At 67.6% G+C, this 15,320-nt stretch carries 13 protein-coding genes; 1 reads left to right on the forward strand and 12 read right to left on the reverse strand.

Annotated features, from left to right (window positions below):
• On the forward strand, positions 1–414 hold a 414-nt coding region (locus tag ABZ396_RS39335; RefSeq protein WP_358923386.1), incomplete at its 5' end, for a DNA-directed RNA polymerase subunit alpha C-terminal domain-containing protein.
• Between the two features lie 501 nt (positions 415–915).
• On the opposite strand, the gene ABZ396_RS39340 is transcribed toward ABZ396_RS39335, so the two are convergent.
• The 12 genes from ABZ396_RS39340 to ABZ396_RS39395 form a co-directional block, all read right to left on the reverse strand.
• Complete coding sequence (locus ABZ396_RS39340) at positions 916–3,288, reverse strand: GH92 family glycosyl hydrolase (RefSeq protein WP_358923387.1); 2,373 nt, start codon at positions 3,286–3,288, stop codon at positions 916–918.
• A 439-nt stretch (positions 3,289–3,727) separates the two neighbouring features.
• On the reverse strand, positions 3,728–5,236 hold the full coding sequence (locus tag ABZ396_RS39345; RefSeq protein WP_358923389.1) for a metallophosphoesterase family protein: 1,509 nt from the start codon (positions 5,234–5,236) through the stop codon (positions 3,728–3,730).
• Between the two features lie 115 nt (positions 5,237–5,351).
• Positions 5,352–5,819, reverse strand: a complete 468-nt coding sequence (locus tag ABZ396_RS39350; protein WP_358923391.1) for a hypothetical protein — start codon at positions 5,817–5,819, stop codon at positions 5,352–5,354.
• Positions 5,820–5,957: 138 nt separating this feature from the next.
• Positions 5,958–6,344 (reverse strand): transposase family protein, encoded by a 387-nt coding sequence (locus ABZ396_RS39355; protein ID WP_358923392.1) that lies wholly within the window; start codon positions 6,342–6,344, stop codon positions 5,958–5,960.
• A 25-nt stretch (positions 6,345–6,369) separates the two neighbouring features.
• Positions 6,370–7,302: an aldo/keto reductase gene (locus ABZ396_RS39360; protein ID WP_358923394.1), complete on the reverse strand. Its 933-nt coding sequence runs from the start codon at positions 7,300–7,302 to the stop codon at positions 6,370–6,372.
• A gap of 49 nt (positions 7,303–7,351) precedes the next feature.
• Positions 7,352–8,212, reverse strand: a complete 861-nt coding sequence (locus tag ABZ396_RS39365; protein WP_358923395.1) for an aldo/keto reductase — start codon at positions 8,210–8,212, stop codon at positions 7,352–7,354.
• Positions 8,213–8,786: 574 nt separating this feature from the next.
• Positions 8,787–9,119 (reverse strand): 2Fe-2S iron-sulfur cluster-binding protein, encoded by a 333-nt coding sequence (locus ABZ396_RS39370; protein ID WP_358923397.1) that lies wholly within the window; start codon positions 9,117–9,119, stop codon positions 8,787–8,789.
• Complete coding sequence (locus ABZ396_RS39375; protein WP_359187008.1) at positions 9,112–10,353, reverse strand: FAD-dependent oxidoreductase; 1,242 nt, start codon at positions 10,351–10,353, stop codon at positions 9,112–9,114. The genes ABZ396_RS39370 and ABZ396_RS39375 overlap by 8 nt, the downstream gene beginning before the upstream one ends.
• The gene (locus tag ABZ396_RS39380; protein ID WP_358923399.1) at positions 10,350–11,585 is read right to left on the reverse strand and encodes a cytochrome P450; all 1,236 of its coding nucleotides are present in this window, start codon (positions 11,583–11,585) and stop codon (positions 10,350–10,352) included. Before ABZ396_RS39380 ends, ABZ396_RS39375 begins: the two co-directional genes overlap by 4 nt.
• Before the next feature lie 219 nt (positions 11,586–11,804).
• Positions 11,805–13,076 (reverse strand): MFS transporter, encoded by a 1,272-nt coding sequence (locus ABZ396_RS39385; RefSeq protein ID WP_358923401.1) that lies wholly within the window; start codon positions 13,074–13,076, stop codon positions 11,805–11,807.
• A 38-nt stretch (positions 13,077–13,114) separates the two neighbouring features.
• Entirely contained in the window at positions 13,115–14,293 is a 1,179-nt protein-coding gene (locus ABZ396_RS39390; RefSeq protein WP_358923476.1) for an amino acid deaminase/aldolase, read from the reverse strand.
• Between the two features lie 141 nt (positions 14,294–14,434).
• The gene (locus tag ABZ396_RS39395) at positions 14,435–15,301 is read right to left on the reverse strand and encodes an SDR family NAD(P)-dependent oxidoreductase (protein WP_358923403.1); all 867 of its coding nucleotides are present in this window, start codon (positions 15,299–15,301) and stop codon (positions 14,435–14,437) included.
• Positions 15,302–15,320 lie beyond the last annotated feature (19 nt).

The following is a 15,320-nucleotide window of genomic DNA, read 5'->3' on the forward strand; positions in this document are numbered from 1 at the left end:
CCGCGTGACGCCATGGCGTCGGCCGGTAAGACCCTGGTCGAGCTGTTCGGTCTCGCCCGCGAGCTGAACATCGACGCCGAGGGCATCGACATGGGGCCGTCCCCCACGGACGCCGCGCTCGCCGCCGATCTGGTACTGCCGATCGAGGAGCTCGAGCTGACCGTCCGTTCGTACAACTGCCTCAAGCGCGAGGGCGTCCACTCCGTGGGTGAGCTCGTGGCGCGCTCCGAGGCCGACCTGCTGGACATCCGTAACTTCGGTGCGAAGTCCATCGACGAGGTCAAGGGGAAGCTGGCCGGCATGGGCCTGGCCCTCAAGGACAGCCCGCCCGGATTCGACCCCACGGCCGCTGCCGACGCCTTCGGTGCGAACAACGACGCGGACGCCGGTTTCGTCGAGACCGAGGAGTACTGAACGCTGCGCTGCGCCGGGCGGCAGGGGGCCGGCCCCCTGCCGCGCCAGAGCGAGATCACCCCTGGGTGTTCGGTTTCCTTGCCCCGCTACTTTCTTTGTGGGCCCGCAACAGGGCTCCTGGCACCCGGGCCCGGCATGACTGTTTACCCCCTGCCGTACGCATGGCCTGGGGGTGCTGTCACCGGGCCTGGGGCACAGCTTGACCGCTGATGAGGGGCCTGACGGCCACCCGGCCCGGCGCAACGCCGAGGCCGTGGCAGGGCGGACCTCTGGGTGTAGCGCAGGCGGGTGGAGAGCAGGCTCAGCCGCAGGTTCATGCAGAACACGCAGCCGGGCCGCCAGTAGAGCGGGGCGTGGCCAGGATCCCGCGGCCGCGGTCCGGAGTGATCAGCTGGGTCAGGACCGGGTCGGCGAACAGGCATTAGCGTCTTCGGAGAAAGGCCGCCGTCCCCTCCGTGCCGTGAAGGCGCGGGGGGACAGCGGTGTTGAGGCCCGGTTGCGCTACTTGGCCGTGGTGCCGAGCATCGCCGGGGGCTGGTTGGCCGGGCCGACGCCCCAGGAAGTGGCGGTCGGGTCGGTGGTCAGGGTGAAGTTCACCGTGCCGGCCTTGAGCAGTTTCTTGTCGGAGATCCAGCTCTTGGTACTGGGGGAGCCGCCCACCGTGAGGGTGTTGACGTACTGGAGGGTGGTCGAGGAGGCGCCCGGTGCGTTGATGGTGAGCTTGTTGCCGTTGGACTGGGTGATGACCGCCTTCGGGAACATCGGCGCCGAGAGGACGAAGTTGCCCGAGCCGGGCTGGGCCTCGAACAGGCCGAGCATTTCGAAGACACCGAGCGCGGAGGTTGCGCCGAGGTCGTCGTTGCCGGGGATGCCCTCGGGGCCGTCGGTGAAGAGGGCGCGCTGGGCTCGTGTCACCGCGGAGGTCTTCCACGGGCTGCCGGTCCAGGCATACATCCAAGGGGCATGGAAGTCCGGCTCGTTGTTCGGATTGAACTCGTAGTGCCCCGCGTAATCCACCGAACCGGTCACCCAGTGCTGCGAGGCGGCCGTGGTGGGATCGGCCAGCACGGACGGCATGGAGAAGAAGGTGTCGAGCCGTGCTTCCGCCGGCGCCGGGCCGCCCATCAGGCTGAACAGCGCCTTCGGGTCCTGCTGGGCCAGCCACTGGTACTGCCAGGCGGTGCCCTCCTTGAAACCGGTGCCGTCGGCCACCGAGTCGGCCGGCACGAAGGCGCCGTTGCTGTCACGTACTTGCGGGAAGCCTGTGTAGCCCATGGAGGTGGCGGAGGTGTCCCAGATGTTCTCGAAAGCGTCGCAACGCGGCCGCAGTTGCCTGGCCTCGGCGTCCTTGCCGAGCCCGAGCGCCATCGTGCCGAGCGCGCAGTCCGCCAGCGAGTACTCGAGTCCGATCGAGGCCGCCTCGTTCGGGATGTCCGAGGAGGGGATGTAGCCCTTGGTCAGGTAATCCGGGTTGTAAGCACGGCCGTTGATGTTGGTGGCGGGCGGCGGCGTCTCGTTGACGTTCTTCCACAGTGCGTCGAAGAGGTTGTTCGCAAGGTTCTTGCTCAACAAGCCGCGCGAGTAGAGGGACACGATGAACGGCGTGACCGGATCACCGCTGGTGGCGTTGGTCTCAGCCTGCCCGAGCGACCAGCGTGGCACCCAGCCGGCCTGCTGGTAGATATCCAGGATGGTCTGCGCCATGTCGGTCGCCCGGTCCGGTGCCAGCAGGGCGACCAGTTGATTCTGCGAGCGGTAGGTGTCCCACATCGAGAACATCTGGTAGTAGTGGTGACCCTTCGGTACCTGGTGCAGCTTGTGGTCGAAGCCCTGGTACGTACCGTCCACGTCCTCAGCCACCGACGGGTGCAGCAGGCTGTGGTAGAGCGCGGTGTAGAACGTGTTGAGGTCCGCCTTGGAGTTGCTGGACACCCTGGCGCTCAGCAGTTGCTTCTTCCACGCGTTGTGCGTGTCGGCGCGCATCTTGTCGAAGGTGACCGGTTTGCCGTTGCCGCCGGTGGCCTCGGCCATCCGGTTCTTCTCGGCACCGGCGATCGAGGTGTACGAGATGCCGGTGGTGGTGACCAGCGGGGTCTTCGCGTTCGGCGCCACCGAGACGACGGCGCCGCCGGTTGCCGACCTACGGCCGTCGGTCGGCGTCTTCTCTCCGCGGTTCCAAGTGGCGACATCGGTGATCGGCCGGTTCAGCGTCATGCTGAAGTACACCGTGTACCGGCTCGGGCGGCCGCTACCGCAGAAGGATCCGCTGGTCACCGAGCCCTGGATCTTGTCGCCGACCACCTGCACATCGCTGGCGAAGGTCTGGCCCCACACGTCGGTGACGTCGACGACCAGCTTGGGGTCGCTGGTGTTCTGCGGGTAGGTGAACCGGTCCATGCCGACGCGGGTCGACGCCGTCAGCTCCGCCTGGATGTTGTGCTTGTCCAGGGTGACCGCGTAATACCCGGGCGTGGACTGCTCGGTGGAGTGACTGTACGGCGACATGTTCGCGGCCAGCGAGGTGTCCGTGACGGCGCCGGTGGTCGGCATCACCCGTATCCAGCTGCCGGCGGGGCAACCGACGCCGGACAGGTGGACCTGGCTGAAGCTGGTGATCGTGGTGGCGTCGTAGTTGTACGCCGCGTTGCCGACGTTCGTGTCCGGGCTGTTCTGCTCCATCCCGAACGGCATGGACGCCCCCGGGAACGTCATCCCGTCGGTCGTATTGCCTACCTGCGGATCGACATACACGGTCGGGTCGGAGACCGCCGGCGGTGCGGCACTGGCGGCCGGCGCCCCCAGCGCTCCGGCGGCCACCACCGATGACGCGATCACTCCCACGGCGAGTCGCCAGCGGGTTCGGAACCTTGACATACGGGACGCCTCTACTTTGACAACGTTGTCTTCCTGTCCGCCGGATCGTACTCCCGACTGTCCGGGGCGGGTCAAGGGTCCGTACGCCTGCATGTTCGACACCGTCCTGAACGACGCGCGCGGTTGCCGTTCAGAGCCGGCGAGGTGGAGTGCCCTGAGCGCGGGGTTTGCCGGGTGGCCGGGGTGGACCGGCGCTCACCTGCTCGCCGTGGCCCGCGGCTTCGGCCGCCGCGGCGCGGCCAGTGCCGCGGCCGTCGGCCGCTGTCGTAGCCGGCGGCTCCGCTGTGCGCAGCATCGTGCACACGTTCTTCGGGCAGACGAGACGGAGGCGGTTCGAAAGTAGCCTGGCCCGGTTCGGCCGGCGTCAACGGGCCGACAACTCTTGCCCCCCGTAGGCAGGAGCGCGCCTCCCTGCGCTCCTGCCGCCGAACGCGTACGGTCAGCGTGCCCCGTCGGAGCGCTTGCGGTGCAGGGTGAACCGCTCGAACACCGACAGATCGCCGTTGGGCTTGTTCACGTTGTAGTAGGTCACGTACATGCGCGTCGTGTCGCCGGGGTGCCGGCCTGGGTCGACAGTGAACGCCGCGAAGCCGTACGGGTGCTGGTCGTCACGCGTGCCCATCCAGACCGCCTGCTCCTTGACATTGACGCTGCCGCCGCCGGGGGCCGGGGCGATGACCTTGGCGGTGCCATCCTTGAAGAAGCTCTGGTAGTTCGTGCCGGACACGCCGCCACCGCCGAGCACCATGTGCACGGTGCCCATGGAGGTGTCGATGTCGTCCGTCGCCTGCGAGACCGGATTGGGGGTGAGGGTCTCGCTTCCGGCGACGACGCCGCGCACGGCGAGCGATCGCTCGTAGTTGTGCTCGTGGCCGCACACCACCAGGTCGACGCCGTACCTGTCGAACAGCGGCCCGTAATTCTGCCGCAGTCCCATGTCGGAACCACTGGCGTCCGAGGAGCTGATCATGACCTGGTGCATCGCGACGACCACCCAGTCGATCTCCTTCGAGGACCGGGCGGCTTTCAATTCCTTTTCGAGGAAGGCTAGTTGCCGACCGCCGGAGTAGCCGTTGATGTAGTAGTCACTCGCCCGCTGGAGGACGTAGTCATCGTTCTGCAGCACGATGACCCGGACCGAGCCGGCGGTGAACGCGTACCAGAGGCCGGCGAGCTCGGCGTCGGTCTCGGTCGACGGCAGGGTGAAGTAGGCCTGGAACCCGTCCATACCGATCGGACCGTTGCCGGACTCGATCTCGTGGTTGCCGGCCGCGGGCATCCAGGGGCGGAAACGGGCCGACCGGGTGTTGTTGGTGAAGAAGTTGTTCCAGGTGCGGACGCGGTCGACATCCCTGTTGGCGTAGCACAGGTCGCCGTTGAGCAAGTGGAACAGCGGCGCGACCTGCTCGATGCCGGTCACGATGTCCTTGCTGGCGGGCGTGGAGTTGTTGTCTATCGTGGGCGTTCCGTCGGACGCCCACGACACCTGCGGCGCCGCCTGGTCGCCGAAGCTGGTGAAGGTGAGGGGGGCCCGCCCGCGCGGTGCGGTGCGGAAGGTGCCGCTGTCGGGCGTGGCACCGTCGTGGGAGACGACGTACACGTAGTCGGTGCCAGGGGAGAGCCGGTTCACGGCGGCGTGGTGGACGTAGACGGTGCGTGCGGACTTTCCGTCGAGATAGGTGCGGGTCGTCGCCGCGACGCTCTTGCCTATGCCGCCATCCATCGTGCCGTAGCGCACGACCGGCCGGTTCACCGGGCCGTCGGTGAGCCAGGAGACGACCATCTGGCTGCTCGGGTCTGCGCCGAAGGTCAGGTGCAGGCCCTGCACGGGAGACGCCCCGGTCGAGCCGGGCGCGGTGTGGATCGCGGGGGCGCCGTACGGCTCCGCCGCCGCGGGGCCGGAGCCCAGGAGCGTGGTCGCGGCGGCTCCGGTGCCCGCCGTACCCAAGAGCCCAAGGGCGTGCCGGCGGCTGAGGCCGCCGGTCGTGCTCGATTCCTTCGGCGTGCTGGATCTGTCAGATGTGCTGGACGTTCCGGTCGGTGTGTCCACCGGTGTTCCTTACCTAGTGTGTCGGAGGTCGTGCGCACCTTCGCCTCCCGCGGCGGCCACGTGGTGAACTCTGTTTGGCCGATTTCCGATCACGAGACGGCTCGTTGGCCCCCGCGCACTGCGGTGCCGGAACCGAGACGGCAAAAACAACGGTGATCCGCCGATCGGCGGCAAGTAAGCAGTCGAGGCGCGTCGTGGGCCACGGCCCCGGAGTTCGGCGCCGCATGCGCACAACCTGCCCCGCGTGGGGGAAGAGTGGTCTGTTGATGCTGACGACCTGCAGTTCGCGGATCTCCTCGCGGCCGTGGCCGCGCTCGGCGGTGCGATGCAGGACCGGAATCCGTTTCCAGGGAAGGGACTTGAGCTGGCGGGCGAGGTTCTTCTGGTTGCCTTTCACGCTGAGCAGGTGGTGCGCCCCGCGTTCCTCGACCAGGTAGCGGGCGTGCTCACGCTGGGCGTGCAGCGCGTCCAGGGTGACCACGGCGTCGGCGAGGTCGGCGTCGGCGTGTGGCGCGGTGGGCCCGTCGTTGTTCGCGTTCGGGCAGCCCCTGCGGCGTCAGATCGCCGGGCGGCACGGCCTGGGCCATCTTGGCCAGCACGGCCAGGCGCTGGAAGCGGGTCAGCTCGCCGGGGTCGACCTTGCCGTAAGCGTCGCGCGCAGGGTCTTCTCGTCCGGACAGCGGACCCGGCCGGTCAGCGGGTGGTAGGGGCAGCCCAGGGAGGCCAGGGTCCGCTGGTCACAGCGACGCGCCCATCCATTAATGGAGACAAGGGAATTGTGGCCCGCCGTGGTCATCGCGCAGAAACCGATCACGAGCAGAGTGGCCAATCGGTAACGCACCCCGGGCGGATCGCGCGGGTCGGGCACCTGGGCCAGAACCTCCAGCAGCCCCTCGGGGATGCCCGGCGCCACCGAGGGTGCATCCGGCAACACCACACGCATGAGCAAAGATGGAGCGACGGGCACGGCACCCTTGCGGATCTTTGGAACGTAGAGAAACTCCATGATCCACGCCAAGTCGGGCCGACGGTCAGGGCACGATGTAGTTGGCGGCGCGGAACAGTTCGTACCATTCTGCACGGGTCAGTGGTAGGTCCGAACCGAGGGCGGCGTCCGCGACGCGCTGCGGTGTGGTCGTGCCGATGACCACCTGCATCCGGGCGGGGTGGCGGGTGATCCAGGCCGTCGCGATGGCAAGGGGCGGCACACCGTACTTCGCCGCCAGGCGATCGATGACGGCGTTGAGCTCGGTGTGGCGCTCCGAGCCGAGGAACGGTCCGTCGAAGAACCCGGCCTGGAACGGTGACCAGGCCTGCACGGTGATGTCGTGCAGTCGGCAGTAGTCCAGGAGCCCGTCGTCACGGCTGACCGACTGGTCCAGGCCCTGCATGTTGGCCGCGACGCCTTGCGCGACGAGCGGGGCGTGCGTGATCGACAGCTGGAGCTGGTTCACCACCAGCGGCTGACCGACGTGGCGGCTCAGCAGATCGATCTGCCGGGGGGTGTGGTTCGAGACGCCGAAGGCCCGTACCTTGCCCGCGGTGGCGAGTTCGTCGAAGGCCCGCGCGACCTCTTCGGGTTCGACCAGGGCGTCGGGACGGTGCAGCAGCAGGATGTCGAGGTAGTCGGTGCCGAGAGCTTTGAGTGAACCGTCCACTGACTCCATGATGTGTTCGTAGGAGAAGTCGAAGTAAGGGCCTTCGCGGACGATGCCGGCCTTTGACTGGATGATCAACTTTTCACGCTGCGAGGAGCTCAGCCGCATCGCCTCGGCGAAACGGCGCTCGCAGCCGTGCAGCTCGCTGCCGTACACGTCGGCGTGATCGAGGAGCGTGATTCCCGCGTCCTGGGCGGTGGCGAGGAGTTCGCGCACCTCAGTGTCGCTCTTGTCCTGGATGCGCATCAGGCCGAGCACGATGTTCGGGACGACCATGTCGGTGCCGGGCAGTTTGAACGTCTTCACGATCGGTTCCTTGTTCGTAATCGGGTATTCGGTGCCGGTATCGGGCGCCTCAGGCCGCCGACAGGCGGGAAATCTGCTCGGGGGTGAGCTTGACGTCGGTGGCTGCCGCTGAGTCACGGATGCTTTCGGGGCGAGAGGACCCGGGAATCGGGACCACCACGGGCGCGAGGGCAAGCTCCCAGGCCAGGGTCACGCGGTAGACGCTGGCGCCTACCTCGTCCGCGACCTCGCGGAAAGCGGCGTGGTGCGCCGAGAGTTCGGGCGCGTTCGCTATGCCGCCCAGTGGGCTCCAGGGCAGGAACGCGATCCCTAGTTCGGCGCAGTGTTCCAGCTCGCTCAGACTGGAGCGGAACCTGGGCGAGAACTGGTTCTGGACCGAGTCGAGGCGACCGCCCAGGACCTCGTTCGCCTCGTCGATCTGCTCCACGGTCGCGTTCGAGATGCCCGCCATGAGGATCACGCCCTCGTCGAGCAGGTCACGGATTGCACCGATCGAATCGGCGTACGGGACGCGCGGGTCGGGGCGGTGGAACTGGTAGAGGCCGATCGCCTCGACGCCCAGGCGTTTTGCCGACTCCTTGGCGGCGTGCTTGAGGTGGGCCGGATCGCCGTTCACGGTCCAGCTGCCGTCGCCGGGCCGCAGGTGACCGCCCTTCGTCGCGACGAGCACGTCGTCCGCTCCCCGGCCATAGGCGCGCAGAGCCCGTGCGATGAGCTCCTCGTTGTGTCCGACCTCGCCGGCGTCGCGGTGATACGCGTCCGCTGTGTCGATGAGCGTGACACCGGCGTCCAGTGCGGCGTGGATCGTCGCGATCGATCTGCGGGCGTCGGGGCGGCCCTCGATGGACATCGGCATGCCGCCGAGCCCGATCGCCGAAACCGTCTGTCGGCCGAGCGTGCGTTGCTTCATCGGACGTCTCCTCCCGGTGTGGAAGACAGGTGGTCGAGGTCTTCTCGTACGGAAGGCCTGCCTGGCCGAGCCTAGGAACCGATGATTCAGAGGTCCAACAGTTGTTGGTCATGACATTGAGAAATGAAATCGATGAATGTATCTGCGGCCGATGCGATATGCGCTCGCGCTTGCCGACGAGTGTCACTTGACCGGACCGCGGAACTCGAAGACATGCGGCAGTCGGTCATGTCGGGGCGCGGGGTGTCGCGGTCAGCAGGGTGTTCTTCCGTAGGCACCGGAAGAGGACGGCCAGCGCGGGCTCAGGGCGCGACACGAAAGCCAACGGCGACTCAGAGTCGGGCGCAGGCGGCGAGGCGGCTCCCCGCACCCCTGAGATGCCCTGCAGTTCCTGAGCGCCCTGAACCGCCTGGGGTGCCTCGGATGCGCCGGACTCTTCGGCGGCCGTATTGTCCTTGCGCTCGCTCCGTGACTCTCGACTCTCCCGGCCCACGCCGGCGCGCCGCTCACTCAGCTCGGTGAGCCAGGCACCGAGCTGGCCGAGCCACCCTGGCACTCGCGACATGATCCGTAACTAGAACTGGGTCTCAGGAATGTGTACTTCCATCCCGGCCATTTCGGCTGTCACAGGGACTTGGCAGGAGAGGCGGCTGTTGGAGGTGCGTGGCGCCGGTACCCCCTCGAGGATCATCTCCTCGTTTTCATCAGCCGGAGGGAGGACCGGCAGGAACTTCTCGTCGATGTAGGCGTGGCAGGTTCCGCAGGAAGCACAGCCGCCGCAGTCGCCGATGATGCCGGGCACGAGATGGTCAAGTGCTGCTTGTTTGAGGCTCTGGCCGACGGCGGCCTCCACGGGGTGTGTTGTTCCGTCGGCCTCGATGAACCTGATCACTGGCACGTCAGGCACGCCCTTCTACGGTGTACTGGTGTTGCTTCATCAATTCGGACAGCGGGACATCTTCCGAGACGGCTTCACCTCGGGCCATGGCGGCCCGCGCCGTGACGAGCTGCCGGCCGGCCGCGAAATCCCGCGGCCGGTTGACAGCGTGCAGGCCGGTGATCACGCCGTCACGCAGATACACCACTGTGAAGGAGTGCGATGACGGGTCGCCGCGGACGACAGCCGTGTCGCCCGCCTGCGGAAGGCCGGCCATCTGGAGTTTGTGGTCGTACTGATCGGACCAGAACCAGGGCGCCGTAAAGCGTTCGGTCGGCTTCCCGCACAGGGTCCGGGCCGCGATTCTGGCCTGGTCAGTGGCGTTCTGAACGGACTCGAGGCGCACGCTGCGGCCGAGGAAACCGTGCCACTGTCGTGTGCAGTCGCCCGCGGCGACGATGTCGGGGTCCTCGGTCGTGGCCGCGGCGTCGACCAGGACACCGTCGTCGACTGCGAGTCCCGCGGTGGCGGCGAGGGTGTCGTTCGGAGCGATCCCCACGCCGGTCAGGATCAGGTCGGCTCTGACCACGGTGTTGTCGCTGAGTTCCGCAAGGAGGGCTCCGTCGCGCCGGGCGACGCTGCGGACGGACGTGCCTGTGCGCAGATCGACGCCGTGATTGCGGTGTTCGCGTTCGACGAAGGCGGAGACGGCCGGTGAGCAGGCTCGCGCCAGGACTCGCGATTGGGCCTCTACCAGCGTCACCGCGATCCCCATGTCAGTCGCGGCGGCCGCCGTCTCAAGGCCGATGAATCCGCCGCCGACGATCAGGATCGTGCCACCGGAGTGGAGTTCCTGCCGCAGCGAAAGCGCGTCGTCGAGGTGATGCAGAGTCCTGACCGCGATGTGGTCGGAGCCGAATCGGAGAGGACGCGGACTGCCACCGGTGGTGAGGGCCAGCTTGTCGTAGCGCAGCTTGCGTCCGTCGGCCAAGGTGACGGATCGTGTCTGGCGGTCAATCCCGACCGCTGAAGTGTCGAGTTCGACCTCGATACCGGCGTTGGTGTAGGCGTCCAAGGTGCGAGTCCGCAGTGCGTCCTGTTCGACCGTGCCGCGCAAGAACGCTTTGGACAGTGGCGGGCGCTGGTAGGGCAGGTGGCGTTCGGCCCCGACCAGGACGATGCGGTCGCCGAAGCCGGTCTGCCGGAGTGCCACGGCCAGTTCCGAGCCCGCCTGACCCGCGCCGACGATGACGACGGTGCTCACTTGCTCACCCGGCGGAGGGTGAGGGGGAGTGCCGTCATGTGCCGCATCAGCGAGTGAGGCACCCACGCGGGCTCGTCCCTGGCCAGTGCGATGTCGATATCGGGTGCGGTCAGCGCGGTCACGACGGTCTCGGTGAGCATCCGGGCCACGTTCCTGCCCGGACACAGGTGGCCGCCGCCACCGAAGGTCGTGCCGTGCAGGATCGGCCGGGTCAGTTGGTAACTGTCGGGGTCGGTGAACACCTCGGGGTCACGGTTTGCCGCGGCCCAGACCATGACGATGGGAGTACCGGCGGGGATGAGTACACCCTGGTGCTCGACGTCCTGCAAGGCCAGCCGCTGACTGACCATCAGCGGCGACTCCAGTCGGGTGCCCTCGGAGAACGCGTTGGCGACCAGTGCCCGGTCGGCCCGGACCTGTGCGTGCGCCGCTTCATCGCTCACCAAGCGGTAGACGACGTTCACGATCGCCACGCCAACCGTGTGGAAGCCGTCGAAGAAGTTCGCGGCCACCAGCGTACCGATGTCCTCCGGCTCGCCCTCGAGATCGATCGCGGCGAGGTCGGCCGCCATGCCGAGGAGCAACTCGTTGTCCTGCCTGGCCCAGGCTTGCCGGACCGCTTCCCCGACCACGTCCATGTAGGTCGCCACAGCGGAGAACATCCGCTGGGACTGCTCGGGGGAGCGGGAGAGCAGGAAGGTCAGGTTCATCTCCTCAATGAGCTCTTGGACGTGTGCCGCCTGGTCCCTGCTCAGGCCGAGTTGCTCGGCCCAGAAGCGGGTGACGAACCGTCCGGCGAACTCATGGGAGAAGTCGATCTGCTCCCGTCCTGCGCACTCTTTGACGAGTTCCTCTGCGAGACGCTGCGCGGCCGGGGCGAAACGCATGATCTTCTTGGGCATCAGCTGCCGGACGAGGATGTTGCGGCTCGGCTGATGCAACGGGGGATTGGACGTGAACACCTGATTCCGCAGGAACCGCCCGAAGCCTGCGGTCTGCTCTGGGTCCGGCTTCACACCGGGCCCGGAGCCGAGATCCATCTCGGTCGCCATCCAGAACAGAACGTCTGCCGGCATGTTGCCCACAGCCGGGTTCGCCGCCAGTGCCCTGACGTCCTTGTTGCGCAGGACGACGAGGCTGTTCTCCGGGCCCTTGAGAAGTCCTGTTCCCTCTCGGCGTATCAGCTCTCGGGCGGTCTCGACGAAGTCGCGCGAAAACTCGTCGAAAGCCATGAGGTCATCAAGCGCGGGAAGATCTGTCACCGGCGTCGGCTGTCCGGAGTGCATATGTCTGTTACCACCTCTCGATTGAGCTATCGGGGAAGGCTGGGTCAGTCACCCAGAACTCATTGCAGTACTCGTTGCCGAAACGCCGGTTCGGTCCAGGCGTCCGCGCAGGTGCCACGTCCTCTTGCTTCCCCGGTGAGATCGGCGTGGGGGCCTTCCGCGCATCTAGCGGACGGAACGGATGCGGTACACAAGGAGCGCTCCGACGGCTGCGGCCGCGCCTACGAGGGCGAACAGGAGCGGGTAGCCGCGCTCTGAACTGATGACCACGCCGGCGATCAACGGAGCGATTGCAGGGGGAACGACCGAGCCGATGTTCATGATGCCGAGGTCCTTTGCCCGGCTCTCGGCATCGGGGAGAACTTGAGTGATCAAGGCCTGGTCGACGGCCATGTACGCACCGAAACCACCACCCATGAGAGCGGATGCCACCATCATGACGGTGAGGCTTGGGGCGCTCGCCAGCAGGAAGCCGGAAGCCGCCTGGAGCAGCGCCGCCAGGGCGACGAAGATCCGTCGTCGACCGAGGCGGTCGGACAGCACACCGGCGGCCGTGGTGGCCACAAGGCCGGCGAGAAGATAAAGCACGGTGCAGGCCAGCAGGCTGCCGGCCGGATTAGAGACCTTGAGGCCGTCGGTGAGGAAGTAGAGCGTGTAACACGTGCCCAGCGAGTTCGCCAGGTTCACCAGGAGCCGTCCGCCGAATGCCCAGGCGAATTCCCGGTTCCTGAGCGAGCTGCCTATGGACGCGATCAGTTCTCGGATGCTGAGCCGCGCCTCGACATTGAAAGCAACGTCGCGATGACCAGTCAGGAACGGCACTATGCAGACGATCAACAGGGCCGCGATGACTGCGAATCCGGACGTGGGAGACAGCCCGAGGGCCGATACGAGGGCGATGCCGACGACCACGCCGAGGGCCTGGGGACCGTAGATGGCGCTGGAGATCATGCCTCGCTGGTTTTCGGGAACACGGTCGGCGATGACGGCGGTGAGCCCGGCGGTGGCTGCACTGAGCCCGATCATGCTGGCAGCCCATGCCACCACCACACCGGTCACCGTCGTCTGCGCGCCGGTGACGATCAGCCCGACGGCGAAGGCCATCGCGCCTGCTGCGAGCCAGAGTCTGCGTCGGCCGAAGGAGCTGCGGGAACGGTCGCACAGGGCGCCGCACAGGGGCAGGGCGATGAGCGCGACCAGCCCGGAGACACCGTTGACCACGGCGAAGTCGTAGACCTTTGAGGACGGGTCGATCATCTCCAGTTGCTGAGGGAGCAGAAGCTGGAGAGGGACGAGATTCGCCATCCAGAAGCCGAACCAGACCAGGCCGTACAGGGTGGTCCAGCGACGTGTGACGGGTTCGGCTGGTCCATGGGCGATGGCCTGGCCGACGGAGCCCGCAAGGGGTGGAGCGGGGGAGTCGAAGTCGGGGAGCATCGGGCCTCCGGGAGACTGGGCCGCGGATGGGGGAGTGGTCAGAGCAAGGCGTGTCCTTCGCCCCGGTAGGTGAGGACCTGGCCGACGTGTTCGCTTCCGGACACCAGGTGGAGGGTGTTCACCCGCTCGCACAGTTCGCCGGCTTTGGCGTGCCGGAACCACACGTGGTCCCCGAGGCGCAGTCCGTGCGCTGCCGTGCCGAGCACCGGCGTCTGCACCTCTCCCGCGCCTTCCAGGGGGTTCATCCGCAGGCCCTGGGGCCAGGCCAGGGTGGGCTGACGGTCACGACCGGTCGGTCCGGAGGCGACCCAGCCGCCTCCGAGCACGGTGGCGATCTTGTCTGTCGGGCGGCGTACGACCGACATGACGAAGTAGGCGGCAGGCCGCGGACGGAAACGCCGGTAGAAGTCGAAAAGGCCCGGTCCGTACAGGCCTGATCCGGCGCCGATCTCGGTGATGACGTGCTCGGACGCGGTCTGCTCGATGGAGCCGGTGCCGCCGCCGTTGACGAACTCCAGCGGTGCGACGGCCTCGACGGCGGCGATGGCGGCGGCGCGCCGGTCGGCCAGTTCGCGGGCGGAGAAGCGCTGCATGGCGCGGAGCGCTGCCCGCTTGAGCGGGGAGCCGGGCTGGTTGTCGCCGAGGCCGGCGATCTGGCCCTCATAGGACATCACTCCGGCCAGGCGGAAGCCTGGGCGGCCCTCGGTCTCCCGGGCGAGCGCCGCGGCCTGTCGTGGGGAGTGCACGGGGGAGCGGTGCGGGCCCAGGTGGATGCGGCCGCCGGCCAGTTCCAGCGCGGCGTCCAGGTCGATACACACGCGCAGGTCGGGCCGGGAAGTGCCCACCACGTTGTCGATGAAGTCCAGTTGGCCGACGGAGTCGATCATGAGGGTGATGCGGGCGGCTGCACGCTCGTCCTTCGCGAGCCGCTGCAGCGCGGTGCGGTCCGCGGTCGGATAGCCGATGACCACGTCCTCGTGGTCTTCTGCCAACCACAGGGCCTCGGGCAGAGTGAAGGCGAGGATGCCGTGGTAGCCCTCCCACTGGGCGGCACGCTGGATCAACTCACGGCTGCGGACCGACTTGCTGGCCACGCGGATGGTGGCGAGCCCGCCCGTGCGGCGCGTCAGATCCTCGGCGTTGGCGTCGAAGGCGTCCAGGTCCACCACCGCGAACGGCGTATCCAAGTGCTCGGTGGCCCGGTTCAGTTGGGCCATCCGGACCTCGCTCAGGCCGGCGAGGGCAGAGGCGGCCGATTTCACGTCCGGCCGGGACACCACATGTGCGCTCACATCCGCACCCTTTCTTGGTAGTTCACGTTGACCGGCCTGGTCAGCGGCGGCCGGAAACAGCAAGGGTCAGACGGTGGACCGGTCCGTAGGCCGTGCCGTGCCGGGCTGGTGGGCACCCGCCTTGGCGATGAGGCGGTCCCGGTGTCGCCTGCCCCTGGCCTCGGCGAGCGGAATCACCCGCCTCATCAGGCGGGGGAAGACACCGGCGATCCGCTGGACCCGACCGCCCAGCGGCGGGAACACCACCTCGACCGGCTTGGAGACGATCGCGTCGACGACGGTCTTGGCGATCTCCTCGGGCGCGTACGACTTCTCGGCGAAGGAGATGGCACAAGCGGGGTCGGCCATCTCCTGGTCGAGCATGCCCGTGCGCGTGGACGGAGGATGGATGATCGTGAAGTCCAGGGGCCCGTCGCGTTCCTCCAGGGCCACGCTGTGGTGGAAGGCCCGCATCCCGTACTTCGAGCCGCAGTAGGTGGCGTATCCGGGTAGCGGGAGGAATGCCGTCATGCTGCAGACGGTGATGATGTGGCCGCGGCCCTTTGCGGTCATCCGCTCGATCGCAGTGCAGGTGCCCGTGATGGTGCCGAGCAGGTTGACCTCGACGATGTCGCGGTGCTGCCGGGGACTGAGGTCTCGCGCGTGGCCGGTGTGAGTGATGCCCGCGTTGTTGACCAGAATATCGACGGCACCGAACGCGGCCTCCGCCGCTTCGAAGGCCTTGGCCCAGGCTGCCGGATCGCGGATGTCCAGTACGCAGCCGGCGGCCCGGCTGCCCAGGCTGAGCACGCGGGCTTGCACGGCCTGCTCGTTGACATCGGTCAGCATCACCCGATGACCGCGTGCGACCGCCAGCTCCGCGATCGCGGCGCCGATGCCGGAGGCCGCGCCGGTGACGAGAAGGACCCGGCTGTTTTCAGGCGTTTCACTCATGGCCACAGAGTCTCCTGGT

The organism is Streptomyces sp. NPDC005866 (assembly GCF_040629895.1).
Taxonomy (GTDB): domain Bacteria; phylum Actinomycetota; class Actinomycetes; order Streptomycetales; family Streptomycetaceae; genus Streptomyces.